General features: G+C 69.1%; 25 protein-coding genes. 15 read left to right on the top strand and 10 right to left on the bottom strand.

What is annotated here, in order from left to right; translation table 11 throughout:
- Positions 1-139 precede the first annotated feature (139 nt).
- The 3 genes from ACRXBZ_RS21475 to nth are packed head-to-tail and all read right to left on the bottom strand — an operon-like array spanning position 140 to position 2,219.
- On the bottom strand, positions 140-850 hold the full coding sequence (locus ACRXBZ_RS21475; RefSeq protein WP_433880611.1) for an NUDIX hydrolase: 711 nt from the start codon (positions 848-850) through the stop codon (positions 140-142).
- Positions 847-1,485 carry a TlpA family protein disulfide reductase gene (locus ACRXBZ_RS21470; RefSeq protein WP_433880610.1) on the bottom strand — a complete coding sequence of 213 codons (639 nt, stop codon included), beginning with the start codon at positions 1,483-1,485 and terminating at the stop codon, positions 847-849. The genes ACRXBZ_RS21475 and ACRXBZ_RS21470 overlap by 4 nt, the downstream gene beginning before the upstream one ends.
- Complete coding sequence (gene nth / locus ACRXBZ_RS21465; RefSeq protein ID WP_371812893.1) at positions 1,482-2,219, bottom strand: endonuclease III; 738 nt, start codon at positions 2,217-2,219, stop codon at positions 1,482-1,484. The genes ACRXBZ_RS21470 and nth overlap by 4 nt, the downstream gene beginning before the upstream one ends.
- A 336-nt stretch (positions 2,220-2,555) precedes the next feature.
- Here nth and ACRXBZ_RS21460 point away from each other — a divergent pair, with 336 nt between their 5' ends.
- The 11 genes from ACRXBZ_RS21460 to ACRXBZ_RS21410 all read left to right on the top strand — a co-directional run bounded on the left by ACRXBZ_RS21460 (position 2,556) and on the right by ACRXBZ_RS21410 (position 13,232).
- Entirely contained in the window at positions 2,556-2,810 is a 255-nt protein-coding gene (locus tag ACRXBZ_RS21460; RefSeq protein ID WP_029535541.1) for a hypothetical protein, read from the top strand.
- Positions 2,811-2,903: 93 nt separating this feature from the next.
- The gene (locus ACRXBZ_RS21455; protein WP_168586181.1) at positions 2,904-3,578 is read left to right on the top strand and encodes a Crp/Fnr family transcriptional regulator; all 675 of its coding nucleotides are present in this window, start codon (positions 2,904-2,906) and stop codon (positions 3,576-3,578) included.
- Between the two features lie 459 nt (positions 3,579-4,037).
- Positions 4,038-4,349 (top strand): hypothetical protein, encoded by a 312-nt coding sequence (locus ACRXBZ_RS21450; RefSeq protein ID WP_433880609.1) that lies wholly within the window; start codon positions 4,038-4,040, stop codon positions 4,347-4,349.
- A 415-nt stretch (positions 4,350-4,764) separates the two neighbouring features.
- Positions 4,765-6,000, top strand: a complete 1,236-nt coding sequence (locus tag ACRXBZ_RS21445) for an MFS transporter (RefSeq protein WP_433880608.1) — start codon at positions 4,765-4,767, stop codon at positions 5,998-6,000.
- Positions 6,001-6,167: 167 nt separating this feature from the next.
- The gene (locus tag ACRXBZ_RS21440; protein ID WP_433880607.1) at positions 6,168-6,698 is read left to right on the top strand and encodes a hypothetical protein; all 531 of its coding nucleotides are present in this window, start codon (positions 6,168-6,170) and stop codon (positions 6,696-6,698) included.
- Positions 6,670-7,524 carry a Crp/Fnr family transcriptional regulator gene (locus ACRXBZ_RS21435; RefSeq protein WP_433880606.1) on the top strand — a complete coding sequence of 285 codons (855 nt, stop codon included), beginning with the start codon at positions 6,670-6,672 and terminating at the stop codon, positions 7,522-7,524. Before ACRXBZ_RS21440 ends, ACRXBZ_RS21435 begins: the two co-directional genes overlap by 29 nt.
- A gap of 88 nt (positions 7,525-7,612) precedes the next feature.
- Positions 7,613-8,344 (top strand): hypothetical protein, encoded by a 732-nt coding sequence (locus tag ACRXBZ_RS21430; RefSeq protein ID WP_433880605.1) that lies wholly within the window; start codon positions 7,613-7,615, stop codon positions 8,342-8,344.
- Positions 8,345-8,361: 17 nt separating this feature from the next.
- Positions 8,362-10,380, top strand: a complete 2,019-nt coding sequence (locus tag ACRXBZ_RS21425; RefSeq protein ID WP_433880604.1) for a hypothetical protein — start codon at positions 8,362-8,364, stop codon at positions 10,378-10,380.
- A 20-nt stretch (positions 10,381-10,400) separates the two neighbouring features.
- Entirely contained in the window at positions 10,401-11,390 is a 990-nt protein-coding gene (locus ACRXBZ_RS21420; RefSeq protein WP_433880603.1) for a hypothetical protein, read from the top strand.
- Entirely contained in the window at positions 11,383-12,738 is a 1,356-nt protein-coding gene (locus ACRXBZ_RS21415; protein ID WP_433880602.1) for a DUF4407 domain-containing protein, read from the top strand. The genes ACRXBZ_RS21420 and ACRXBZ_RS21415 overlap by 8 nt, the downstream gene beginning before the upstream one ends.
- A gap of 2 nt (positions 12,739-12,740) precedes the next feature.
- Positions 12,741-13,232 (top strand): Pycsar system effector family protein, encoded by a 492-nt coding sequence (locus ACRXBZ_RS21410; protein ID WP_433880601.1) that lies wholly within the window; start codon positions 12,741-12,743, stop codon positions 13,230-13,232.
- A gap of 33 nt (positions 13,233-13,265) precedes the next feature.
- Here the strand turns inward: ACRXBZ_RS21410 and ACRXBZ_RS21405 are convergent, their stop codons facing one another.
- On the bottom strand, positions 13,266-14,063 hold the full coding sequence (locus tag ACRXBZ_RS21405; RefSeq protein ID WP_433880600.1) for an MBL fold metallo-hydrolase: 798 nt from the start codon (positions 14,061-14,063) through the stop codon (positions 13,266-13,268).
- Positions 14,063-14,893 (bottom strand): NUDIX hydrolase, encoded by an 831-nt coding sequence (locus ACRXBZ_RS21400; protein WP_433880599.1) that lies wholly within the window; start codon positions 14,891-14,893, stop codon positions 14,063-14,065. The genes ACRXBZ_RS21405 and ACRXBZ_RS21400 overlap by 1 nt, the downstream gene beginning before the upstream one ends.
- Before the next feature lie 139 nt (positions 14,894-15,032).
- Here ACRXBZ_RS21400 and ACRXBZ_RS21395 point away from each other — a divergent pair, with 139 nt between their 5' ends.
- Complete coding sequence (locus ACRXBZ_RS21395; RefSeq protein ID WP_433880598.1) at positions 15,033-15,923, top strand: Gfo/Idh/MocA family protein; 891 nt, start codon at positions 15,033-15,035, stop codon at positions 15,921-15,923.
- A gap of 362 nt (positions 15,924-16,285) precedes the next feature.
- Here the strand turns inward: ACRXBZ_RS21395 and ACRXBZ_RS21390 are convergent, their stop codons facing one another.
- From ACRXBZ_RS21390 to sp36, 4 genes are all read right to left on the bottom strand, one after another.
- On the bottom strand, positions 16,286-17,407 hold the full coding sequence (locus ACRXBZ_RS21390) for a hypothetical protein (protein ID WP_433880597.1): 1,122 nt from the start codon (positions 17,405-17,407) through the stop codon (positions 16,286-16,288).
- A 28-nt stretch (positions 17,408-17,435) separates the two neighbouring features.
- Positions 17,436-18,050: a hypothetical protein gene (locus tag ACRXBZ_RS21385; RefSeq protein WP_433880596.1), complete on the bottom strand. Its 615-nt coding sequence runs from the start codon at positions 18,048-18,050 to the stop codon at positions 17,436-17,438.
- 344 nt (positions 18,051-18,394) lie between these two features.
- Positions 18,395-18,853 (bottom strand): RidA family protein, encoded by a 459-nt coding sequence (locus tag ACRXBZ_RS21380; RefSeq protein WP_433880595.1) that lies wholly within the window; start codon positions 18,851-18,853, stop codon positions 18,395-18,397.
- Between the two features lies 1 nt (position 18,854).
- A complete protein-coding gene (gene sp36 / locus ACRXBZ_RS21375; RefSeq protein WP_010307841.1) occupies positions 18,855-19,013 on the bottom strand; it encodes a Sp36 family protein in 159 nt (52 codons plus the stop codon).
- A gap of 295 nt (positions 19,014-19,308) precedes the next feature.
- On the opposite strand from sp36, the gene bagA reads away from it, so the two are divergent.
- A complete protein-coding gene (gene bagA / locus ACRXBZ_RS21370; RefSeq protein WP_433880594.1) occupies positions 19,309-20,310 on the top strand; it encodes an ATPase BagA in 1,002 nt (333 codons plus the stop codon).
- Entirely contained in the window at positions 20,307-21,446 is a 1,140-nt protein-coding gene (gene bagB / locus ACRXBZ_RS21365; RefSeq protein WP_168586175.1) for an ATPase BagB, read from the top strand. The genes bagA and bagB overlap by 4 nt, the downstream gene beginning before the upstream one ends.
- Before the next feature lie 57 nt (positions 21,447-21,503).
- On the opposite strand, the gene ACRXBZ_RS21360 is transcribed toward bagB, so the two are convergent.
- Positions 21,504-21,803: a WhiB family transcriptional regulator gene (locus tag ACRXBZ_RS21360; protein ID WP_010307833.1), complete on the bottom strand. Its 300-nt coding sequence runs from the start codon at positions 21,801-21,803 to the stop codon at positions 21,504-21,506.
- A gap of 248 nt (positions 21,804-22,051) precedes the next feature.
- Here ACRXBZ_RS21360 and ACRXBZ_RS21355 point away from each other — a divergent pair, with 248 nt between their 5' ends.
- Entirely contained in the window at positions 22,052-24,469 is a 2,418-nt protein-coding gene (locus tag ACRXBZ_RS21355; protein WP_433883936.1) for a penicillin-binding protein, read from the top strand.
- Positions 24,470-24,570 lie beyond the last annotated feature (101 nt).

Genomic DNA, 24,570 nt, shown 5'->3' with positions numbered 1-24,570 from the left:
CACCTCATCCTCGCCGCGACGATCGGCCCGCACCACGTTCTCAGAACCCGTCCTCGAAGCGGCACAGCCCCGGCGCGACGCGCGCGACTCGCACCGCCGCGGCGATCAGCCGAGTTCCGAGAACAGGCTCTCAAACCGCTCAAGAACGTCCGAAACCGATGTTCTCCGCCTCCTCGGCGGCCCGCCAGGCCTCGTCGAGTTCCCGCACGTCGGCGCGGTTCCAGCGGCGCGACCAGCCAGCCAGGTCCAGCAACCCGGACAGCAGGCCGCCGGTGAAACCCCACACCAGCATCCCGGGCACCAGGAACGCGGGGCTCGGATGCCGCCCGGCCAGCTCCACCCGCAGCCGGTTCGCCGGATCGGTCAGCCAGGAGATCGGCACCCGGGCCACCGCCGCCGTCTCACCGGGGTCCACCGGCGCGACCGGGGATGGTTCGATCCAGTGCGCGAGCACGGGGGTCACCCGGAATCCGCTGTGTGCCACGTGCAGTTCCGGCAGCGTCGCCAACGGGCGGACGCCCTCCGGCCGCAACCCCACCTCCTCGACGGCTTCCCGCAGCGCGGCGTCGACCGGCCCCCGATCGACATCGTCGAGCGAGCCACCGGGGAAAGCAACCTGGCCAGGGTGCGAGCTCAGGCCGTCGGCGCGGCGCAGCAGCAGCACGTCCGGACCGTTCGGACCCTCGCCGAAGAGCACCAGCACCGCGGCCGGGCGGGCGTCTGCCGGCGGACTCTCGCGCGGCCAGCCGCAGTGCCCCGGGTCCAGGTCGGCGGAGCGCTTGACCACGCTCTGCAACCAGCCGGGTAGCTCCACCGGGTCGACCAGCGGGCCCGTTCGTCGCTGGTTCACCGGTCACTCCTCAGGGTTCGCTCGACGGCGGCCCGGACGTCGTCCGGTGACTTGAACACGACCGGCGGGTCGATGCGGCGAACCTCGCCGGAGGCGGTCACCACGTAGCTCATCGGCAACACGTTCGGCGCCTTCAGCGCGGCCCGGACGCGGCTGTCTCCGTCATGCACGTTGGGGAAGTGAACGCCCAACTGGGTAAGAAGGTCAAGACCGTCCGCCGGATCGCTCTGGACCTGGACACCCAGAACCCGGACCGCGCCCGGCTGGTCCGCGTAGGCCTGCAGCGCGGGCAGCTCGGTGCGGCACGGCGCGCACCAGGTCGCCCAGAGGTTGATCAGGGTGGGGCCACCGGCGACGGCGGCACCCACGTCAGCGGGCTGTCCGTCGGCCAGGCAGCTGCCGGTCACCCCCGCCAGGCCACCTGGAGCGCCGCTAGCAGCTGGGCAGGGTTGCAGCGCCGCTGCGGCCCGCTGCGCCGGGTCGACGGCGCGGGCCGCTGGCGCCGGAGCCGGTGCAGCGGACTGCTGTTGCTGCTGGTCCGCGCCACGCGGCCAGAGCGCGATCACGCCCAGCACCGCGAGTACGACCACCACGATGGTCCAGCGGATCTCATTGCGGTAGGCGCGCAGGTTCACGCGACCGGCTCCTTGGCCGCAGCCTGCTCGATGGTGCGCTCCGGGACCTCGTCGACGACCCCGGCAAGCGCCAGCAGCCGCGGCGTCTCCGGACCGCGCACCAGCTTCGCCGCCTGCGCGGGCTCGATCGGGCCCACCCCGTAGGACGGGCAGTCCTTGGCCAGCAGGCAGGCCCCGCAGGCGGGTTTGCGGGCGTGGCAGACGCGGCGTCCGTGGAAGATCACCCGGTGCGAGAGCATCGTCCACTCCTTGCGCGGGATGAGCTCGCCGATCGCGTGCTCGACCTTGACCGGGTCCTCCTCCTCGGTCCAGCCCCAGCGCCGGACCAGGCGTCCGAAGTGGGTGTCCACGGTGATGCCCGGGACGTCGAAAGCGTTGCCGAGGATGACGTTGGCCGTCTTGCGGCCGATGCCGGGCAGCTTGACCAGCTGCGCCAGCCTCCCCGGCACCTCGCCGTCGTACTTCTCCACCAGGGCCGCGCCCAAGCCCATCAGCGACGCCGCCTTGTTCCGGTAGAACCCGGTGGAGCGGATCATCTCCTCCAGCTCGGTGCGGTCCGCCGAGGCGTAGTCGGCGGCCGTCGGGTACTTCTTGAACAGGGCCGGGGTGACCTCGTTTACCCGCTTGTCGGTGCATTGGGCGGACAGGATCGTGGCGACCGCGAGCTCCAGCGGAGTCTCGAAGTCCAGCTCGCAGTGCGCATCCGGGTACGCCTCGGTCAGCGACCGCAGCATCCGGCGAGCCCGCCGGACCAGCCCCAGCCGGGTTTCATCACCCGAACGGGTCGCGGCACTCTTGCGCTTGTTCCGAGCCAGGTCTGACACCCCACCAGCCTACGGATCCGATCGCCCCGGAAACCCGCCGCACCGGCGCGGCCCAGGGCCGCCGGAGTGTGTCCAACGCCGACTGCGTTGCGTATCCGGGTTAGGCTGCGCCCCGACACGGTCCGGGGACCCCCGCCGGACCCATGAGAAGAGTTCATCACGGAAGGTGGCCGAACAGTCACGCTCGCCGGGAACCCGACCCCGGTTGCACCCGCCCCGAAGGTATGAGCGAGGATTCAAGTCATGATGGCTGCCTGGTTCGTCATCGTCGTGCCGCTCGTGATCATGTTCTTCACCCTCTTCATGGAGCGCGTGGAGGCCCGCCTGCGGCACGTCGCGGTGCAGGAGAACGAGGTGGAGGAGTTGCTGGAGAACGCTCGCCCCGACGAGGTACGGGCGCTGTTCCGGCAAGGTATTGGACGCGCGCTGGAGTTGTTCCAGCTCCGCAGGGTGGGACGTGCAGGTAGGTTGCGTACTCGCCGTTCCCGCGACCAGTCTTAGAATTACTGGTAGTGATCGGCGGCACACCGCTAGATTCGCACTTGCGGGTCCGGCACCACAGACAGCCGCCGCGTCTCAACATGGAGGGACGAGGTGGACGAGACACTGGCCCGGGCCGGCATCTTCCAGGGCGTTGAGCCGGCCGCGGCAGAGGCACTGGCCCAGTCGCTGGAACCCGTGGAGTTCCCGCGGGGACACGTGATCTTCGCCGAGGGCGAGCCGGGCGACCGGCTCTACATCATTCAGTCCGGCAAGGTGAAGCTCGGACGCAAGTCGCCCGACGGTCGCGAGAACCTGCTGGCGATCATGGGCCCGTCGGACATGTTCGGCGAGCTGTCCATCTTCGACCCGGGGCCGCGCACCTCGACGGCGACCACGGTCACCGAGGTCCGCACACTGAGCATGGACCGGTCGGCCCTTCGGCAGTGGATCGCCACGCGCCCGGAGATCGCCGAGCAGCTGCTGCGCGTGGTCGCGCGCAGGCTGCGCCGGACCAACGGCATGCTGGCCGACCTGATCTTCACCGACGTGCCGGGCCGCGTTGCCAAGGCGTTGCTGCAGCTCGCGCAGCGCTTCGGCAGCCAGGAGGCGGGACTGCTGCGGGTCACCCACGACCTGACGCAGGAAGAGATCGCGCAGTACGTCGGCGCTTCGCGGGAGACCGTGAACAAGGCGCTGGCGGACTTCGCGCACCGCGGTTGGCTGCGGCTCGAGGGCAAGAGCGTGCTCATCCTCGACCCCGAGCGGTTGGCCCGCCGCGCTCGCTGAGCACTGGTGCAGTAGCGACGCCGTGAACTGACGCGCGTCGGCCGACGGGTTCGGGACCTCTACCCGGACTTGTCAGCTGACGCGCGTCTTTTTCGTGCCCGAAAGTCAACCCGATGGCCGCCTGCGGCGTGTAAAACCTTGATCGGGCGCCCGGCGGCATCGCCGGCGCGTTGGAGCCGACTACGCCGCCGCGCGCCGAAGGGCCGCCGCACGCCGGCAAGTTTCCAGGCGGAGCGACAGCGGATCCGGCGGCGTCGACACGAGCTGGGGCTGGGGCCAAGGCAGTTCGTTCGACGGACACCACGGCGGCGGACACCACGGCGGGTGGGATTCCGGCGGTGGGTGGGACTCGGGCGGTTCGGGCGATTCCGGCGGCAGCGGTGGCGGCGGCGGTAGCGGTAGCGGTGGCGACTGAGACTCCTTCACGTTTCGTGCTCGACCTGGAACCCCCGGTGGCCGATGAGCGTCCTACGGACGACCGAGGAACGGAGACCTGAGGGGGCCAAACCGATGGGCGGAATCTTCGCAATCGCGATCGTGGCGGCGTTCGCGATCTTGATCGCCGCGTCCGTGCGATCCAGGGGTGGTCGCGGCCGCGGCTACACCGGCAGTTCCGGCGGGCCCTACTACACCAGCGACACCGGCAGCTACAGCGACACGAGCGACGGATTCGGCGGGAGTGACAGCGGGGGCGGCGGCTTCGGGGCCTGTTCCGACGGCGGCGGTGGCGGTTTCAGCGGGGGCGGCGACGGCGGTGGCGGCAGCTGCTGACGCCCGAACCGGCTCGAGCACATGTGTGAAGGGGCCGGACGCCGCCCCCGACGCGGCGCTCCGGCCCCTTCACATGTGCGTGGTTCGTCCCCCGACGACTAACCACGCTCCCCCGATCCTCCGATGCGTCGGCCCCGAATCCTTGGCACCAGAGGAAAGCCTTCTTGTCGAAGATGCTGGACGGCCGGTGCCGCCAGCAACCCCTCTCACCTTCCAGGACGCGGCTGCCCGCAACTCGGTTGCAGAGTTCACCCGGATTGCGTAGCCACTCCTATTTAAGTGTGCCCTCTTCGGTCGGCGGCCGAACCGGGTAGAAGGTCCCTTTTTTCTCGTGTGAGGGGATTACCCGAATCCGTGAGAGAGATAACCCGAATCAAAGTTGGTACTGTCGTACCAAAATTGGAATACTGTTCACGTGTCCCAGTCCACGTCCCTAACCGACTACCGCACCGCCCTGACCGCTCCCGGCGCCCGCGGGCCCGTCATCGCCTCCCTGCTCGGCCGCCTGCCGATCGCGATGGTCGGCCTCGCGCTGATGCTCTACGTACAGCAGGAGACCGGCTCGTTCGCGGCGGCCGGGTTGGTGTCCGCGGGTGCGCTGATCGGTGTCGCCTGCGGCTCGGTCGCGCAGGGCCGGGTGATGGACCGGGTGGGACCGACCGTGCCGCTGTACGTCATGTCCGGCGTGTTCGCGGCACTGGTGACCGTCGAGGTGGTGGCCATCGAGTTGCACGCCCCGATGGCGCTGATGACCGCGCTGGCGTTCCTGGTCGGGATCAGCGAGCCGATGGTGGGCCCGGCCTCGCGGGCGCTGTGGGGGCGGCTGCTGCCGCCCGGCCCGGCGCGGGACGCGGCCTACTCGTACGAGGCCATCAGCATGGAGGTCTTCTTCATCCTCGGCCCGGGCCTGGCCGGCCTGATGGTCGCGATGCCGTGGCCGGGGACCGGGGTCGTGGTCGGCGCCGCCTGCATGGTCATCGGCAGCGTCGGCTTCGCCTCCACCCGAGCCGCCCGCGGCCACCGGCCGGACCCTGCGGAGCGGGTCGGCAGCAGCCTCCTCGGGGCGATCGCGAGCCCGGGGATGCGGACCGTGGCCCTCGCCGCGCTGGGCTTCGGCATCCTGATCGGCTTCATCGAGGTCGGCGTGCCCGCGGCGGCCGTGGAGGCGGGCCACCCCACGGCCGGCGGCCTGCTGCTGAGCCTGCTGTCGGTGAGCTCGGTGGTCGTCGGTGTCGCCTACGGGCTGCGCCCCTGGCCGCGACCGATGCACCAGCGGCTGCCCGCGCTGCTGTTCGGCTTCGCCGCGCTGCTCACCCTGCTCGCCGTGCCGTCGACGCTGTGGGGCTTGTGCCTGGCGCTGCTGGTGGCGGGCAGCCTGATCACGCCGCAGTCCACCGCGCACTCGGTGGCGATCGAGATCGCGGCGCCGGCGGGCACCGCCACCGAGGCGTTCGGCTGGGTGGTCACCTCGGTGACGCTGGGCGCGGCCATCGGCCAGTCGATCAGCGGTCAACTGGTCGAGATCAGCGGCCCGGCGGCGTCGTTCCTGACCGCGAGCGCGGTCGGCGTAGTACTCGCGGCGGTCCTGTGGCTGCGCCGCCGCACCCTGGTCCCGACGTCCCGTTCTGACCTCAACCTGGCTGGCATCTGACCTGGTCAGCGCCCGTGATTGCCCCTTGGGCGGCCCGAGCGGCTGCCGGGAGCGCGCGTGCTACGGGGCGAACGGACTGTTCACCTGATAGGCGACCCAAACGGGCCGCTCGCTCCATCCACCCCAACGCCGGTATCGGGCTGCTGGCGTCAAACGAACGGACAGTGATGATCACCTCGATAGCCGACCCAAACAGGCCGTTCGCTCCACACCACGTCACCACGTCCACAACAGACGTACCGCGCCTGACAGTGCTCACGGGTGATCAGCTGCGGAAACGACCGGTGTCGGCGCCCGAGCTCGCCGGGGCGGTGCGCCGCGTGGCGCCGTTCGCCGGGGCTCAGGGCACGGTGTTGTTGGAGGTCGGCGACGCCGAGGTCCGGGTGCGCGTGGCCGATCAGCAGTTCGGCGAGGCCGAAGAGGCGGTCAAGGCCACCACCAGCGGTGATCGCTTCACCACCGCCTACCAGCCCCGCTACCTCGCCGATGCGCTGCAGGCGTTCGGCGCGCGGGCAGTCCGCATCGGCCTGCGTTCCGAGACGCCGCTCGAGGATGATCACCGGCGCGGAACCGGACCCGTCCGGCGCCGAGCTGCACTACGTCCTGATGCCGAAGCGTTCGTGATCTCCGGTCAGTCTGGTGCTTTGTTGATCTCGTTGAGTAACCATCGTGATCACTCGGACAGCGGTGATAAGTAGCTCCGGGCCGTATCAGGATGGAAAGGCGTCAAGACTGGGCGGCGCGCTAGCGACGACCGCCGCACTGGGGAACTACGCCGATCCGCTCTGGGGAGGAGGGACGGTCGACACCGACCGGCCGCCTGTGGCAGCGACTTCGTCATGGCCTGAAGGAACCCTGCTCGGAAAACTAGATCCGAAGAGCCGAGCCGCGCTGCTAGAACTGGGTTCGAGGAAGAATTTCGAAGCTGGAGAGACGCTCCTGGGGCAGGGTGTGCAGGCGTCGCACGTCGTAGTGTTGCTGCATGGCATGGCAAAGGTGACGGCCGTCCGGGAGAACGGGGCCCAAACCTTGCTTGCGGTGCGCTTCGGCGGTGATCTCGTCGGCGAGATGGGCGTTCTGGAGAAACGGGAGCGTTCCGCGACGGTGACGGCTTGCTGCCGCACGGTGGGGCGGCGGATCGAGTCCGCAGAACTGGAGCGGTTCCTGAACCAGTATCCCCGGGTTTCCATCCAGATCACCCGGATGATCAGTGAACGGCTCCGGTGGGCGAACGAGCGTCGGCTCGATTTCGCCGCACACGACGCGAAAACCCGGGTAGTGCGGGTACTCGTGCAGATCGCGGAAACCTACGGCCATTACTGCCGAAACGCCGAACCGCGCGAAGTCCCGCTGAGACAGGAGGACCTGGCGGCACTGGCCGGCGCGAGCTTGCGAGTCACGCAAGACACCCTCCAGAAGCTGGAAGCTCTGAACGCGGTCCGGCGCGGTTACCGCAAAGTACTGATCACGAACCCGGGTCGACTACATAAAGTCGCGAAGGAACTTAGCCAGAACCCGCAGTAGCGCGCAATGTTCATTCATTCGCCGTAGCAAAGTGCCCTTTCGAGCAACTTTCCGTGTTCATCAGCTTGCAAGAAGGGTCAACAGGGTGATGTCAGCTCAATTCAGCCGCCGGTTCTGTCTGTCCGTCGATGCGGAGAACTACGGGGCCCAGGACGACCAACGCCAGCGGGCCATCCAGGATGGCGTGCTAGCGGTCCTGGACCAAGCGGCCGACCGCGCCGGTCTGCGCCGCGATCTCTGGGACAAGCAACCGCAGGGAGATGGGGAGCTTGCCCTCCTGCCTGAAGACGACCCGGAACCCGAGCCGCAGGTCATCGACGACTACGTCCGCGAGCTGCGGCGGGCGCTTGCCCAGCACAACCACGGTATGTTGCCCGGCAACCGGCTCAGATTGCGGCTCGCGATGCACTACGGCGTCGCCCTTCCCGCCAGCAACGGGTTCTCCGGACGAGCCGTCGTCGTGGTGAGCAGGCTGCGCGACGCCGAACCTCTCAAGGAAGCGATGGCCGCAGCACCGGAATGCGCGCTCGGAGTCATCTTGTCGGACCGCCTGTACCAGGAAACGGTCAAGCAGGGACACACCGAGCTCGGCCCTGACGATGCTCGCCAGGTTTCCGTTCGGGTGAAGGAGCTGGCGGAGACGGCATGGATCCACGTTCCAGGGGTGAACGTCCACCGCCTCGAACTCCCGTCCGCGGATCAGTCGCTCGACCGGCGCAACCGGGACAAACCGGCGCGGTCGCACCCCGAGCCGACAACGCACAACGAATTCCACGACACGGTGCACGCTGAGAACGCCACCTTCGGCGTGTCCTACTGAAGCCAGGTGGTGCTCCGATGTCCGAGGATGAAACCGGCCCCGAATCGATCGACACCGAGTCTGTCCCGCCGGTGCTCCCCACCGCCGAGGAGGACTCTCTCAGCGACGCGGACGTCGCCGAGCTGAGGCGCACCACGCAAGTCATCAACAAGTTCTACGGGAACGTCGATGCGGGCAGCGCTCAGTTCGGCATCTCGCTCGGCGTCACCCACCGCCGCGCTACCGGCCCGATTGACGATGCAGAAGTGCAGCGAGCGCACCAACATTTCGTGACACCGCCGCGACACCGCGACGCGGCGCAAATCTTGATCCAGGCAAACGTCGTGCTTCTGGCTGGACCGAAGGACACCGGCCGGACGACGAGCGCGATGGTCCTGCTGCACCTCGCACTGGACGATCCGCAGGCACCGCTGGTGGGCCTTTCGCCCGCCATGACCCTGGCTCAGCTCGTCGAGTACCCGCATTTCAAGCGCAACCGCGGATACCTGATCCGGGACTGGGTGGACGACGCCGGGCCGGACGCGGTGCAGCAGTTCCAGATAACCCAGTTGTCCGACCGACTCCAGGAGCACGGCGCCTACCTCGTGCTGGTCACCGAGTCCACCCGGATGCGCCGGCTCGGGGCCATGGCGGTCGAGTGGCAACCGCCGACCCCGGAAGCGGTGTTCAACGAGTACGCCCCACCGCAGTCCGATGCCCAGGCGCGGGCACACGCGGTTGAGCTCAAATCCCCTGCGGAAGTCGTGGCGTTCGCGAAGAATTTGCCGTGCGGCCTGGAAGCTGCGCTCGCTCGGCTGGACGGTTCCACTACGAAGCAGGTGATCGACTGGTTCGACCGCGATCCTGGACGGCTGAAAGCATTGGAAATCGCGGCGCTCGCGTTCGCGCACGGGCTTCCGGACCGCACCTTCGAGGCTGTCTTCGAGCGGCTGCTCAAGATCGCCGATCCGGTACCCGCCGACGCGCGGGACCAACCCGAACTCCGGCAATCGCGAGCGGACCGCAACAGCCACCCGCTCATCCGTACCGCCCTGGACGTTCCGGGGCCGGATGGCCTAGCCGGGGAACGCAGGCTGGTTTTCCGGTCCGTCGAGCACCGGGCACGCGTCATGGCCGAACTCGTCGAGCGGTACGGATTCGAGCTGTGGGAACCGATCCGCACCTGGCTGCACGAGTTGGTGTCCGAGCCACCACTGTCAGACCTGCACTTCCAGATCGCGCTCGGCATCAGCCTGCTCGCTAGGAACTCGCCCCGCGAAGCGGAGCAGGACTACCTGTTCCGGTGGGCGGACGGCACTTCGGTCATGCGGCTGACGGCTGCGCACGTGCTGACGTGGATGTGCATCGATGATTCGCTTGCACCACAAGCACTGCACATCGCGTTGTCCTGGGCGACTGACTCTGGTGCGCGGCGTGCGATGACCGCAGCGACCGCGCTGGGCAGCGAGATCGGCGCGCGCTACCCGTCCGACGCGATGCGGGTGCTGTGGTTCCTCTCCGCGCGCAGCCAGCGCATTGGTGAGGTGGCACAGGTTTCGATGGGTCTGCTGTTCTCATCTGCGGTAGAAACCGCGGCGGATGCCAGTTGGGTCCTGAACCTCCTCCGCGGACTCGCCCACCAAAGCATCGCCAACGGCGACGAGTTCCGCCGGATCAAGCTGTCTAGGAAAGCGCTGCTCGCGGTCCTGTCCGGCACCTGCGGAAGCTCCAGGGAAGACATCACCGCGCATGTCCTGCGACGGCAACCGGCGAATGCGCAAGCGCTCGGGGAAATCTGGTGCTGGGTGCTGTTCAGCGGTTCGCATCGCGGACAAGCGATCGAAGTCCTCCGGCGCGCGCTGCAAGCACTCGGTACGCACGGCGAAAACCTGCCGGTCATCGCGGAACTCGGTATTGCCATCCGGACTCGGATGCCCGCCCCGCAGCTGGCGTTGTTGTGCCGCGATCTCCGCTTCGCCCTGGTGAAAACCGATCAATCGATCGCATCGACATTCCTGTCCTCTTTGGACGGAAACAGGCGCGCTATCACCACTTGACAAGACGGGAAACAATGAGCATGAGCATGAACCGCGCCGGCTACCCGGTGGTGGTCGAATACCCCCTGCCTCCGGCCAGGCGCCGCCTGCTCCTCGGGAGTAGGCGTGACCTCACCGAGCTTCCTCCGCAGGAACCGGGGACGGTGCTGGTTTTCGAGGTCAATGGACGCTACGAGGCGTTCCGGGAACGCCGCCACCTGACGGGTAGCGAGGACGCCGTCGTCTCAGCCGTGTCGATCAGCGTCATCGACATGAGGGAGCGGCTGACCACGACCAGGCTGGCGATCCCGTCGAACAGCCCTGCCGACGACTTCTTCGTCGAAGCGGTCTTCTCAGCGAAGGTGATCAGGCCGGAATCCGTCGCAGCGGCAGGGCTTACCGACCTGAGCGGCACGTTGCACGGCTACCTTAGCCAGGACCAGGAACTTCTGGCGTTGGGCCTCCAGTGCGGCGTGGAGGAGATCAACGAGGTGCGCAGCCTTGTCCGACGGCGGATCATGGCCTACTGCAAGGTTGTGCCACCTCAGGTCGATGGCATGGACCTGTCGCTGTGCGAGGTTCGCGTTCCCACTCCAACTCCGCTGCGCGAGCACTCCACCGTCGTCCGTGATGAGCGGTGGAACCAGGACGTAGCAGAGCTGCGACAGGCATTCGAGCAGCGCGACATCGAGCGCATCCACGAAATACTGCAGGGCGGCCCCAGCATGGTCACCGCACTGGGGATCAGCCGACGCGAAATCCACACCTCCGACGCGGTCCGGGACTCCTACGAATCGGAGGACAGGCGGCGCAAGCACATGCTCGACCTGCTCCGAACGCTGCCGGTCGGCCACCTCGATTCCCTGCCGATCGACGCCATGCAGTTCGTGACCGCCCTCAGCGCAAGTCTCCGTCCCGGCGCAACCGAAGATCCCGCTCTTGAGCAGGAAAAACAGCAGGGCTCGTTGAGCCGGGCACCGCGGGACGCCGATCAGCCGCCGATTGTCGACGAGGACGGGCACGTTGACTGAGCGTTGGAAGGCCTCCGGCCGACGAATCTGGAACCGGGCCCGCCACACGGACTATGGCAGGAAGCTGCGCGTCCTGGCCGGGACTGACGAGAAGATGCTCGACTGGGTCCCGCACAACCGGACCCGCTATACCGGTGTCGGCGGAGTCGTGCTCAGCACCGCAGTCATCGCTGGCCTGTCGATGACGTTCGCGCTGAGCCAAGTGCTGGGCGGATTCAATCCACTGCTCCTGTTCCCGGCGCTGGTCTGGGCGATCGTGGTGCTGAACCTCGACCGGTGGCTCATTTCCAGCGCCACGGACATCCGCTGGGGGCGACGCGCCGCCATATTGGTCCCCCGGTTGTTAGTGGCCGGCCTGCTCGGCTTCATCATTGCCGAACCCGTTGTGCTACGACTTTTCCAGACCGCCGTCGAGCAGCACATCAACGACGAACGCGATCGGCAAGTCCGGGAGCTGGTGGACGAACTCGTCCGCTGTAACCCGCTCCCGGACAGTCCCCAGCCACCTGGCTTTCCGGAGGGCTGTGTCGGCAAGGTGTTCAGCATCGGCGTCGAACCGACAGCTCTTGCGCGCGAGCTCGCCGCCACCGAGCAGCAGGTGGCCTCGCTGTCCGCCGGCATCCGGGCCGACAGTGCCCAGCTCGCCAACCTGGAGAACTTGGCACGCCTGGAATGCACCGGCGCATCCGGGCCGGGGCTGACTGGTGTTCCCGGCGAAGGCGCCGACTGTCGGCGGCTCCGCCGGGAGGCCGACGATTTCCGCGCCAGCCATCCGATCGAGACCCGCAACACCGAGTTGCGCGCGCTGGATTCGCGGGTCGTCGAGCTTCGGGACCGGGCGGGTTCCGCACAACGCGACTACCAGCAGGCCCGCGACGCCGAGATTCAGCGGCAGCGAACCGAGCTGGAGAGCCACCAACGACAAATCGGGCTGTTGGAAAGGTTCCGGGCGTTGGACGAGATGACCGACCAGAATCCGGTCCTGTGGGGTACGACCTGGTTGATCCGGCTGATGTTCGTACTGATCGACTGCCTGCCGATCCTGGTCAAGCTGCTCGGCGGCACGACTGCCTACGACAGGCTGGTGGAGACCCGGACCGCGAGCCAGGAACGCATCTACACCGAGGTCGTGCAGAACACCGAGGAAGCCGTGCTCAGCGACCTCGCGCTCCGGCGGCACGAGAAGCTGCTGGACACCCGGAAGCGCCGAGAGCGCGTTGATCTGGACAAACGGCAGCACGACGCCGACATCGCCAAGGAGATCAACGAGACGATCGCGGCGGTGGCCGCTCGCATGGCGCCGGAAACGTCTGGGCGGACCAACGGGCATCCGGTAGCCGGAGTCTGATCATGCCGGGCATCGACGACGCGTGGAAGGCTCTGCTCCAGGTCAACGACTGGATCAAAGTGGCCGATGCCAAGGCCGCGGCAGTCCTGGCGGGAAGCGGCGTGCTGGGTGGTCTGCTCGTGCGAAGTTTCCCGCGGCCGCACGCGTGGGCGCACCACCCGGGGCACGCTGTGCTGATGCTGGCTAGCTTGCTGCTGGTCAGCATCAGCACGGCATTGGCGCTGACCGCCGTGGCTCCCAGACTGAACCGGCGGGGACGACCTTCGCTGGTCTACTTCGGACACATCGCGCGCCACTACGCAGGGCCGAACGACTTCAAAGCCGCCTTCCTGCCCGTGTTGGACCGCGAAGGCCAGCTGCGCGAGCTGCTCGCCGAGCAGCTTTGGACGAACAGCCGGATCGCCCGACGCAAGTTCCAGAAGGTATCGCTGTCCATCTGGCTCCTCGGCGGTAGCCTCACCACCGCTGCCGCCGCTGGCCTGCTGCAGCCTTGATCGGCTGCGGCGGCGGGCAAACCGATCTCGGCATCAGTCCCGGAGTTCGCCCTGTTCTCGCAGGTAGGCGAGTTGGGCTTGGACGGTCAGTTCCGCCGCGGACCAGACCGAGCGGTCCACGTCCGCGTAGACGACCTCCACGACCTGGTGCGGCGTGACCGCCGGTCCGAGGTCGCGGACGGCCGAGCGGACCTGGTCGAGGCGCTGTTCGCGGTGCTGCAGGTAGGCCGTCGCGATCGCTTGGGCGTCGGGGAGCTCCGGCCCGTGGCCGGGGAGCACCCGCAGGCCGGGCGGCAGCGCGGCCAGCAGGCGCAGCGACTTGAGGTAGGAGCCCAGGTGGCCGTCGGGGTGGGCCACGACCGCCGTTCCGCGGCCGAGGATGCTGTCGCCGGTGAACACGGCGGGTTCGTCGTGGTCGGCGATGAAGCACACCGAGTCGGCGGTGTGGCCCGCCGTGGCGACCGCACGCAGCTCCACGCCGCCAGCCTTGATGATCTCGCCGTCCCGGATCGCTTCCGCTCCCCTGCACAGCGCCGGGTCCAGCGCGCGCACCAGAGCGCCGGTGAGCTCGACGAACTGCTCGACTCCGTCGGTGTGGTCGCCGTGGTGGTGGGTGAGCAGCACCAGCGAGACCGAGCCCTGGTCGGCGACGCGGCGAAGGTGCTCGGCGTCGGCCGGGCCGGGGTCGATGACCACGCAGTCGCCCGCGTCCCGCTCGCGCACCACCCACGTGTTGGTGCCTTCCAGCGTCATCGGCGACGGGTTGTCCGCCAGCAAGACCGATGCGTACGGCGTGACCTGGCGGAATGCCCCGTAGGCGGGGTGCTGCATCACTTCGCCTCCTGGAATCCGGGTTCGCCGGGCAGGACCGCATGCCACCGGTCGTTGCGCCGCACCAGCTTCGGCAGGATCTTGTCCAGGGTGCGTTCGGCCGCGAACGCCGTCGGCAGGGTGCCGCACTCGGCTAGCTCGCTGAGCGTGACGCGGGTCGGTGGGAGCAGGTGACAGCGGCCCCGCTCGAAGTCCTCCAACACCTGCTTCGGCGTGGCCCAGTACGCCTCGGCCGCCTCCGTGGTGACCGCGTCGGCACGCTGCCCTTGGGGCATCGCGGCGAGGAAGAACCGGGTGTCGTAGCGCCGCGGCTCGCGTTCCGGGGTCACCCAGTTCGCCCAGGGGCGCAGTAGGTCGGCACGCACGACCAGGCCCTCGTCGGCGAGGAACTTCGCCAATGAAACCTCGCGGGAGACCAGCGCGGCACGCGCATCGGCGTAGCGGCTCGTGTCGCCGACGACCGTCGTGTGATCCGGCCCGGCCAGCAACACCCCGGATTCCTCGAACATCTCACGCACGGCCGCGCACACGAGCGCGCGGGCCACGTCCGGTGAGCAGCCGAACCGCTCGGCCCACCAGTCCGCATCCGGCCCGCTCCAGGCCACCGAGGCGTCAGCGTCGCGCTGGTCGACGCCGCCCCCGGGGAAGACCGTCATGCCGCCGGCGAACGGCATGCCCTTCACTCGGCGCTGCAGGAACACCTCTGGACCCGTCGCGCCGTCGCGGAGCAACATCACGGTCGCCGCGTCCTTGGGCGCAGCCGGCTGCTCGGGCGGCGTTCCGGGGACGAAACCCGTTGGCAGGGAACGATCTTCGGGCAGTTGCAACATGCAGGTCACCCTATGCCGGAAAACCCTTGGAATGGGATTCCAGAATCAATTTCGCACGGAGAGCGCAGCGTCCGACACGCCCGCCGCGCCAGGGCCCCCAATGGCCGCAACGGCGATGGTTCAACGGCACCATTGCGGCATGGACGAAGCACTGCGGGTCGGCGTAGTCGGAGCCGGTCCCTGGGCCCACCGAGTGCACGGCCCGGGTTTGTACGAACATCCAGGAACGCGGTTGGCGGCCGTGTGGGCGCGACGGCCGGACGTGGCCAAGACCTTCGCCGAACCGTACGACGCGGCGGTCGTCGACGGTTTCGACGAACTGCTGGAGTCAGTAGACGCGGTGGCATTCGCGGTGCCACCTGCGGTGCAGGCCGAGTTCGCGCCGCAAGCTGCCCGTGCGGGCAAGCACCTGGTGCTCGAAAAGCCGTTGGCCGCCGATCCGGCCGGTGCCCGCCGGATCGTCGAAGCGGTGGACGACGCCAGGGTGGCCGCGCTGATGATGCTCACGCGCCGGTTCGCGCCGGAGGTGCGGGAGTGGCTGGCGGGCTTGCGGGAGCGCGACGGCTGGCAGGGCGGCACCGGTCGGTGGCTGGCAGGAGGGCTGCTGGCGGGTGATTACGCGATGTCGGAGTGGCGCCAGGAGCAGTACGGCCCGTTGATCGACGCGGGCCCGCATGCGATCGACCTGCTCGACGCGGCCCTCGGCGAGATCGAGCAGGTGCACTACGCGCACCGCAGCAGCGACGGCCTCTGGCAGATCGTGTTCGGCCACGCCGGCGACCTGACCAGCACGCTGACGCTGTCGCTGCGCATGCCGGTGCAGCCGTCGCTGGTCGACTTCGCGGTGTACGGCGAGCACGGCCAAGCACCGCTGCTGGGTCGGCGGACGGCGGCCCGCGAGTGCTACGCGCGGATGCTCGACGACCTCCTCGCGATGATCCGCGAGGAGCGCACGGAGCACTCGTGCGACGTGCGCCGGGGCCTCCACCTGCAGCAGGTCCTCGCGGACGTCCAACAGGCGGCCTCCTAGAGAGGCACTGCTTTGCTGGTCAGCTGCCGCGAGTGTGTTTGGGCATAGAGCCTGTTCGGGAACTGCGTTCCGCGAAGTGGTGCATCCCCGTTGGCTGGTGTGGAGCGAACGGCCTGTTTGCCTCGATAGGTGAAGTGAGTCCGTTCGCTCCATCCCACCCCACCGGCCTTGCGCTGCCGTGGCGTGCGGCGAGCGGACCGTTCGCCTCACGCGCTGCGGGGTGGACAGATGGCTTCGCCGCTTCGAAGACACACACCGCCTTACTGCGACCACGTCCCACCGCATCCAAAGCGCGCTCTATGGCGACTCAGCGTGCTCATGAGTTTTTACCAGCTTTGAAACAGCGCTCCTCGGAAACCTGGTCAGGAGCGCTGTTGCTGGGGGGCGTAGGCCTGGTTGTTCGACGGCGCCGCGCCGATCGGCGGGAAGCCGCCGGTGCCACCCGGCATAGTCGACGTCCAGGCCTCCTCGCCGTTGTTCGACCCGTTGGGCCGCCGCGTCTCGGACCGGTCCTGCTCCCGCTGCGCGAGCTCCTCGTGCAGCTTGCGCAACAAGTTGCGCTCGCGGTCGGTCAACTTCGCGTCGACCGCCGGCGGTACCCGCATCGCGTTCACCTCGGCGGAGGCTGCCGCCGCAGCGGCGGGCAGTACCGCCACCGCCTGCGCGTGCTCCGGCTGCGCTGGCTGCGGGATCGAGCGCTCCGGCTCCGCCGCTCGCTCCGGCTCCGCAGGTGCTGCCCGCCGCTGCGGCTCCGCCGCGCGCTTCTCCTCCGCGGGGCGCTCCGCCGGACGCTGCGCGTCCTCCCGCGTGACCGGGCGCTCCGCCGGACGCTGCGCTTCCTCCGTCCGGTGGCGCTCCGCCGGCCGGGAGGCAGGTGCGTCGAGGCGCACCCGGTGTGCCGCCGCAAGGGCTTCGCGGTGGTATTCGGGCAGTTCGGCGCCGCTCTCGAAGACGTCGACCGAGCAGTTGATGCCGACCCGCCGCAGGGCCTCGATCAGCTGGTAGGCGACCGCCGTGGTCGAGCCTTCCGGGCTCACCTCGGCGAGCAGGATGCGCCGGGGCACCGCTCCGTAGGTGGCGCCGGCCGGGGTGGTCCGCGAGGCGCACCACATCCCGCGGACGCCCCGGAGCCGCCCGGTGACCGACTCCAGCGCCGCTATCAGGTCTCCGTCGTCCTCGGCCGGTTCGCCGAACCGGTGCTCGTCGGACGGCAACGAGTCCACCACGTGCACCCGGTCCGCCAGGGTTTGCGTGGAGCGGGTTTCGTCCAGCACCCGGCGCAGGTGGTACTGCTCGGACGAGGTCACTGGGATGTGGCCGGCCAGCAGGCAGCCGGTGAGGAACTCGGCCGCGGCGTCCGGCTGGCCGATGCCGAGCAGTTCGCGGGCGCTGTTGATCCCGTCGTCGTCCACCCGTCCGGTCATGGCCAGCAAGAGGTTGTGCAGCCGGTCCACCGGCCCGGCCCCCTCAGCCACGTCCACCACGCACGCCTCCTTCACGGATGCCGGCCGCTCAACCGCGGCGGCCGGCAAGTTCTTCGGCTCCCGCGCACACCAGCACCGATTCCGCGAGGGCGGCATGGTGGTACGCGGTGGGTTCCAGCTCGGGCGGGAGCACCTCGACGCAGGGGGCAGGTTCGCCGAGCGCTCGCAGGATGCGCTGGATCTCCCCGGTCAGGCCGACGACATCGGCGGACGCCTTCACCAGCACTACCAGCTTCGTCGCGCCGCCCTCGTCGCGCCGCCAGCTGCTGCGCACCTCGCGGACCCCGGGGCGGCCGCGCAGCGTGGCGCCGAGCACCAGCACCGCGGAGTCGCCGACGCTGCTCGCGCGGCGTTCGGGACTGAACGCGTGCTGCGGGACGGCGTCGGGTTCCGCTGGGAGGACGGCGTTGACCATCGCGAGGTCGGCGCCCAGCGGCGCCAGCGCGTCGGCCAGCAGTTGGTGTTCGGCGTCGTCGAGTGCGATCCGCTCGCGGACGAGCGTGCCCGGCAGCATCTTCGCGACCACGTCGGCGGCGTCCCCGGCCAGCCAGTCGCGGAAGCGCCACAGGCGCCGGTCCGGCAGCCGCCCGGCGAGCCGAAGAAGTAATTCGTGGCACCGCAGATCGGTTTCGCGCACCGCCACGCCGGCCCCTCCCACCCTCGTACACCATCGATGTGGGTGTCGCTCGCCGCCCCCGGCCGCTAGCTACACCCGTCCAGGTGAACTTTGGTCGCGAGAACCGGATCAATCAAGCCTTTGAACCGTCTTTCCGCAACACACTGGAATCGATACCCCTATTCGGGCTATGCCAGATCTGACCAACCTAAAGCAGGGGGTGATCGCAGCGTACTGGTCGTGGGCGGTGCTTCGTTGGCCGAGCCACCGAAAACGCCGTCCGGGATATCCGCCAACAACCCGTTGTGACGTATTCGAAACGCGGCGTTACCCGGAACCGGGCAACGCCGCGCAAATTACGTCACGAGTGCTTATTCGACCTCGACGATCAGTTCCACCTCGACCGGGACGCCGAGCGGCAGCTCGGCCACGCCCACCGCCGAGCGGGCGTGCTGGCCCGCCTCGCCGAAGATCTCGCCGAGCAGCTCCGACGCGCCGTTGACCACCCCGGGCTGACCGGTGAAGCCCTCCGCCGAGGCCACGAAGCCGACGACCTTGACGATCCGCACCACCGAGTCCAGGCCGACCAGCCCGTCCACCGCGGCGAGCGCGTTGAGCGCGCAGATCGCGGCATGCTGCTTGGCCTCCTCCGGGGTGATCTCCGCGCCGACCTTGCCGATCCCGGCGGGCTTGCCGGCGACCATCGGCACCTGGCCGGACGTGTACACCAGCGAACCGGTGCGCACGGCGGGCACGTACGCCGCTACCGGAGGCACGACCTCCGGCAGCGGGATGCCGAGGTCCGCGAGGCGTTCTGTCCACCGACCCATGTCAGGCCTCCTTCGGGCGCTTCAGGTAGGCCACCAGCTGCTCGCCGGTCGGACCCGGCAGGACGGAGACCAGCTCCCAGCCGTCCTCGCCCCACTGGTCGAGGATTTGTTTGGTCGCGTGGATCAACAGCGGCACCGTCGCGTACTCCCACTTCTGCATGCGTGCAGCTTAGGAGACCCGCCGCCCGCCCTCCGCGGCGCCGCGCTCACGATCCCGTCTTGACGGGCGAGCCCTGGGCAAGCCCGCCCCGCCCCAGTCCTGGATGCCTTCGCGGTACTTGCGGACGCCGGTGTATCCGAGCCGCTCCACTTCGACGCGACGGCCTGGCTGTTGCCGCAGGCGGCGGTCCGCGACCTCGCGGAGCGCGCTCTGCGCTGATCGGCGCCGATCCCGACGCGTGGCGGGAGTTCACGGTCGGCAGACATTCGGGGAACTCGGCACTTACGCTGATCGTGTGACCGACTGGGACGGGGAACTGGATCAGGCGCGACTGCACGTCGTCAGCGGCAAAGGCGGCACCGGCAAGACGACCGTCGCAGCCGCGCTCGCCCTCGCCCTGGCCACCGGCGGACGCAAGGTGCTGCTGATCGAGGTGGAGGGCAGGCAGGGCATCGCCCAGCTCTTCGACACCGCCCCGCTGCCCTACGCCGAGGAGTGGATCGCCGCGGCGCCCGGCGGCGGCGAACTCCGCGCGCTGGCCATCGATGCCGAGGCGGCGCTGCTGGAGTACCTGTCGATGTTCTACAACCTCGGCTTCGCCGGTCGCACGCTGCGCAAGATGGGCGCGATCGAGTTCGCCACGACCCTCGCGCCGGGCCTGCGCGACGTGCTGTTCACCGGGAAGATCAAGGAGTGCGTCGGCCGCACCGACGGGCGCGGCCGCTACGTCTACGACGCGGTGGTCGTCGACGCGCCGCCGACCGGCCGCGTGGTCAAGTTCCTCGACGTCACACGCGCGATGGCCGACCTCGCCAAGGTCGGGCCAATCCGGGACCACAGCGACGCCGTGGTGCGCCTGCTGCACTCCAGCGACACCGTCGTGCACCTGGTGACGCTGCTCGAGGAGCTGCCGGTACGGGAAACCCTGGAGACGGTCGCCGAACTCGACGCCGCCGACCTGCGGCCGGGTGGCGTGGTATGCAACCGGGTCCGGCCCAACCGGCTGCCGCCCCGCTCGGTCGCCGCGGCCGCAGCGGGCCGGGTGGACGCGGAGCGGGTGCGCACCGGGATGGCCGCCGCCGGGCTCCACGTCGACGACGAGACCCTGGACGGGCTGGTGCACGAGACGATCGAGCACGCCATCCGGGCCGAGACCGAGGACGACGCCCGCGCGCAGCTCGCCGAGCTCGACCTGCCGACCGTCTCGCTGCCCGACCTCACCGCCGGGATCGACGTCGCCGAGCTCTACGAACTCGCCGAGATACTCACCGAGCACGGCATCCGGAGCCCACGATGAGCGAACCGCTGCGACCGGCGCAGGTCGACGTCGACGCGTTGCTGGACGACCCGAACACGCACATCGTCGTCTGCTGCGGCTCCGGCGGCGTCGGCAAGACGACCACCGCGGCCGCCCTCGCGCTGCGCGCCGCCGAACGCGGCCGCAAGACCGTGGTGCTCACCATCGACCCGGCCAAGCGGCTGGCCCAGGCGCTCGGCCTGCGGGAACTGAGCAATCAGCCCAAGCAGGTGTCGATCGAGGGCTTCGAACCGGCCGGCGACCTCAACGCGATGATGCTGGACGTGCGCCGCACCTTCGACGACATGGTGCTCGCGCATGCTGGCCGGGAACGCGCCGAGCAGATCCTGAACAACCACTTCTACCAAACGATCTCCACGTCGTTCTCCGGCACGCAGGAATACATGGCGATGGAGAAGCTCGGCCAGCTGTCCGCCGCCGGCACCTGGGACCTGATCGTGGTGGACACCCCGCCGAGCCGGTCGGCGCTGGACTTCCTGGACGCGCCGCAGCGGCTGTCCACCGTGCTGGACGGGCGGCTGATCAAGATGCTGTCCAGCCCGGCCCGGGTCGGCGGGAAGGGCCTGCGCAAGATCGTCGGCGCCGGTTTCGGGATGTTCGCGAAGGCGGTGTCCACCATCATCGGCGGCCAGCTGCTGGCCGACGCCGCCGCGTTCGTGCAGGCATTCGACTCGACCTTTGGCGGGTTCCGGGTGCGCGCCGCACAGACCTACCGGCTGCTGCGCTCCCAGGGCACCGCGTTCCTGGTGGTCGCCGCGCCGGAGCCGGATGCGCTGCGAGAGGCCACCTACTTCGTGGAACGGCTGGCCGGGGAGCGGATGCCGCTGGTCGGCCTGGTGGCCAACCGGACCCACCCGGTGGTCGCCGGGCTCGCCGGCACCCGGGCGGCCACCGCCGCCGAGGAGATGGAGGCGACCGGATCCGCGCCGCTGGCTGCGGCCGTGCTGCGGGTGCACGCCGACCGCGTCGCGGTGGCCGAGCGCGAGAAGCGGCTGCTCGCCCGGTTCACCCGGGCGCACCCGGACGTGTCGCTGGTCGGTGTCCCGGCGCTGCCGTCGGACGTGCACGACCTGGCCGGGCTCCGGGAGATCGGCCGCCGACTGGCCGGTGAATAGCAGAAGTCGGTTCGGGCAATCCGCGGTTGCGAATTGCCCGGACCGACCTCGAACGGACTAGCTCACTTGGTACTCGGTGAAATCGGCATAATCCTGCCGGGCAGCTTCCAGCAATTCCCGCCAGTTGCGGACGTCGGGCCGGCGCCTCAACAACGCACGCCGCTCCCGCTCCGTCATTCCGCCCCAAACACCGAATTCGATCTTGTTGTCGAGCGCCTCGCTGAGACACTCGGTGCGGACCGGGCAGCCGAAGCAGACCATTCGCGCCTTGCGCTGCTCAGCTCCCCGGACGAACAATTGGTCCGGATTCTGGTCACGGCATGCGGCGTTAACACGCCAGTCCCCCTGCTCGAACATAGAGTTCCCCCAGCTCCTCACTGGATCGTCGGCGACCGTATTTCGTCCGGAGCCCCCCGGCACCGGATGTTGTGCCCTGAACTGTTTTGACCACAACAGTGCTGTCGCTGGACGTAGACGGACTGTAGAGCCCGCTGGTTCCATAACCAAACAAGGGTTGTCGCTCCGTTATCTTTCGAACTCATCACATCGGGCGGATCTTGCCCGTGACACTCCGTCACGAAGCCGCCCCGACTTACTCTGGCGGAGTGCGTGCCCGAGACGGCTTGTTGAAGCTATTCGGTCTGTGTGTGCTGGCTGGCGTCCTGGTGGCCGGTTTGCTGTTCCCGATAGCGGGGTCACTCGGAGTGGTCTCTAACCGCGCCAGCGACGCCGTCAACAGCATCTCCACCGACTTGATGACCAAGGAACCGCCACTTGTGACGACCGTCACAAATCGGGACGGTCGGCCGATCGCGTACCTCTTCGACCAGAACCGGACCCCGGCCCAGCCGGACCAGATCGCCGACACCATGAAGGCGGCGATCGTGGCGATCGAGGACCGGCGGTTCTTCGACCACCACGGCGTGGACTGGGCGGGCACCGTGCGCGCCGCCGTGACCAACCAGATGTCCGGCGAGATCGCGCAGGGCGGCTCGACGCTGACCCAGCAGTACGTGAAGAACTACCTGGTGCACGTCGTCGCCGCCGACGACCCGGTGAAGCAGGCGAAGGCCATCGAGCAGACCCCGGCGCGCAAGCTGCGCGAGATCCGGATCGCGCTGCAGCTGGAGAAGCAGCTCAGCAAGGAGGACGTGCTCGCCCGCTACCTCAACGTGGTGCCCTACGGGAACCAGGCCTACGGGATCGCCGCCGCCTCCCGCACCTACTTCGACACCACGCCCGACCAGCTCACGATCGCGCAGGCCGCACTGCTGGCCGGAATGGTCAACAGCCCGAGCGCGCTGAACCCGGAAAACAACTCCAGCGAGGCGCTCAACCGCCGCAACCTGGTGATCAAGGCGATGGAGGACCAGCACCGGATCACCCCGGAGGCCGCCGAGGAGGCCCGCAACTCGCCGCTGGGACTCGCGCAACCGCTGCGCGGCATCCCCAACGGCTGCGTCGGCGCCGGACCGTCGGACGGGTTCTTCTGCAAGTACGTCATCGACTACCTGGAGCGCGCCGGGTTTACCGAGGAGCAGCTCAAACGCGGCGGCTACACCATCCGCACCACGCTGGACACGCGCGCCACCGACGCGGCGAAGGCAGCCGCCGAGCGCGGCGTGCCGAAGACGGCCAAGGGCATCGCCAACGTGATGAGCGTGGTGGAGCCCGGCCAGGACAAGCACCGGGTGCGCGCGCTGGTCGCCAACCGCGACTTCGGGCTCGACGCCTCCAAGGGGCAAACCGCGTACGCGCTGCCCAGCGGCGTGGTCAAGTTCGGCGCCGGGTCGGTCTACAAGGTGTTCACCTCGGCGGCCGCGCTGGAGAAGGGGATGGGCATCTACAACACCATCCAGGCGCCGGGCTCCTACACGTCCTCGGTGTACAAGAACGGCATGGCGCCCTACACCGTGGGCAACGCCGAAGGCGTGGCGCCCGGCCCGCGTACCCTGCAGATGGCCCTGGCGACCTCGCCGAACACCGGTTTCGTGGCGTTGCAGGAACGCGTCGGGCTCGCGCAGACGGTGGACATGGCGGCGCGGCTCGGGATGCGCGAAACGCTGCTCGCCCACACCGCGGGCGGCGACCCGCTGGCGCCGAACGGGGCCAACGGGCTTTCCCAGGCCGAGCAGGTCAAGCAGCGCAACATCGGCGCATTCACGCTGGGCTACGCGCCGACCAGCCCGCTGGAACTCAGCAACGTCGCCGCCACGATCATGAGCGGCGGCGTGTGGTGCCCGCCGACGCCGGTCGAGCAGATCCTGGACCGCAACGGCAACCCGGTGTCGATCACCGAGGACCCGTGCGAGCAGGCCGTGGACACGGGCCTGGCGAACGCGCTGGCCGTCGGGATGAGCCGCGACGACCTGCCCGGCGGGACCGCCGCCGCAGCGGCCGCAGCGGCTGGCTGGAACCGGCCACTGGCCGCGAAGACCGGCACCACCGAGGCCCACCAGTCGGCCGGTTTCCTGGGCGCCACCCCGCAGTTCGCGGGCGCGGTGCTGACCTTCAGCGACGGCACCTCGCCGCAGGGCATCTGCGACTCCGACCCGCCCAGGTTGTGCGGGGTCAACGGCGGCAACATCTACGGCGGCAAGGTGCCGGCACGGACCTTCTTCGACGCGATGAAGGTCATCCACGAGGGTCTGCCGGTGCTGCCGCTGCCGCCGACCACCAAGCGGTACGAGGACGGCGGCGACGAGTTCCAGGTGCCCAACGTCGTCGGCACGGACGCGAAGCGGGCCACCGACACGCTGGAGAAGGCGGGCTACACGGTCCAGCAGCGCTCGGTGAGCAGCACACGCAAGCAGGGCACGGTGACCAGCCAGACGCCGCGCGGCTTCGCGCTGCCCGGCGAGGTCGTGACGATCTCGGTCAGCACCGGGTACGTGCCGCCGCCGTCGCCGGAAAAGCCTCCACCCGGCCCGCCGCAGCAGGGCCAACCGCCGCAGCAGCCGGGCGGCCGGCCACCGCAGCAGCCGGAACAACCCGTGCTGCCGCCGGGCATCTTCCCGCCGTGACCGACCGTTTCCGCCGGCGTGTCGGATCCCGACACGCCGGGGGCTGCGGGGAACTTCCGCAAGTTCCATTGAAATTGCGGCCGTGGGACCGTCGCGCGATG

The organism is Saccharopolyspora hattusasensis (assembly GCF_050972075.1).
Taxonomy (GTDB): domain Bacteria; phylum Actinomycetota; class Actinomycetes; order Mycobacteriales; family Pseudonocardiaceae; genus Saccharopolyspora; species Saccharopolyspora hattusasensis.
This window is presented reverse-complemented; position numbering and strand designations above follow the sequence as displayed.

What these genes read in the sequence shown, in the direction of transcription:
- ACRXBZ_RS21420 (WP_433880603.1), top strand. Translation starts at nt 10,401, where the DNA reads ATGAGCATGAACCGCGCCGGCTACCCGGTGGTGGTCGAATACCCCCTG.
- ACRXBZ_RS21360 (WP_010307833.1), bottom strand. Translation starts at nt 21,803, where the DNA reads ATGTTCGAGCAGGGGGACTGGCGTGTTAACGCCGCATGCCGTGACCAG.
- ACRXBZ_RS21425 (WP_433880604.1), top strand. Translation starts at nt 8,362, where the DNA reads ATGTCCGAGGATGAAACCGGCCCCGAATCGATCGACACCGAGTCTGTC.
- ACRXBZ_RS21400 (WP_433880599.1), bottom strand. Translation starts at nt 14,893, where the DNA reads ATGTTGCAACTGCCCGAAGATCGTTCCCTGCCAACGGGTTTCGTCCCC.
- ACRXBZ_RS21410 (WP_433880601.1), top strand. Translation starts at nt 12,741, where the DNA reads ATGCCGGGCATCGACGACGCGTGGAAGGCTCTGCTCCAGGTCAACGAC.
- sp36 (WP_010307841.1), bottom strand. Translation starts at nt 19,013, where the DNA reads ATGCAGAAGTGGGAGTACGCGACGGTGCCGCTGTTGATCCACGCGACC.
- ACRXBZ_RS21395 (WP_433880598.1), top strand. Translation starts at nt 15,033, where the DNA reads ATGGACGAAGCACTGCGGGTCGGCGTAGTCGGAGCCGGTCCCTGGGCC.
- ACRXBZ_RS21440 (WP_433880607.1), top strand. Translation starts at nt 6,168, where the DNA reads ATGATCACCTCGATAGCCGACCCAAACAGGCCGTTCGCTCCACACCAC.
- nth (WP_371812893.1), bottom strand. Translation starts at nt 2,219, where the DNA reads ATGCTGCGGTCGCTGACCGAGGCGTACCCGGATGCGCACTGCGAGCTG.
- ACRXBZ_RS21450 (WP_433880609.1), top strand. Translation starts at nt 4,038, where the DNA reads ATGAGCGTCCTACGGACGACCGAGGAACGGAGACCTGAGGGGGCCAAA.
- ACRXBZ_RS21430 (WP_433880605.1), top strand. Translation starts at nt 7,613, where the DNA reads ATGTCAGCTCAATTCAGCCGCCGGTTCTGTCTGTCCGTCGATGCGGAG.
- ACRXBZ_RS21405 (WP_433880600.1), bottom strand. Translation starts at nt 14,063, where the DNA reads ATGCAGCACCCCGCCTACGGGGCATTCCGCCAGGTCACGCCGTACGCA.
- ACRXBZ_RS21460 (WP_029535541.1), top strand. Translation starts at nt 2,556, where the DNA reads ATGGCTGCCTGGTTCGTCATCGTCGTGCCGCTCGTGATCATGTTCTTC.
- ACRXBZ_RS21380 (WP_433880595.1), bottom strand. Translation starts at nt 18,853, where the DNA reads ATGGGTCGGTGGACAGAACGCCTCGCGGACCTCGGCATCCCGCTGCCG.
- bagB (WP_168586175.1), top strand. Translation starts at nt 20,307, where the DNA reads ATGAGCGAACCGCTGCGACCGGCGCAGGTCGACGTCGACGCGTTGCTG.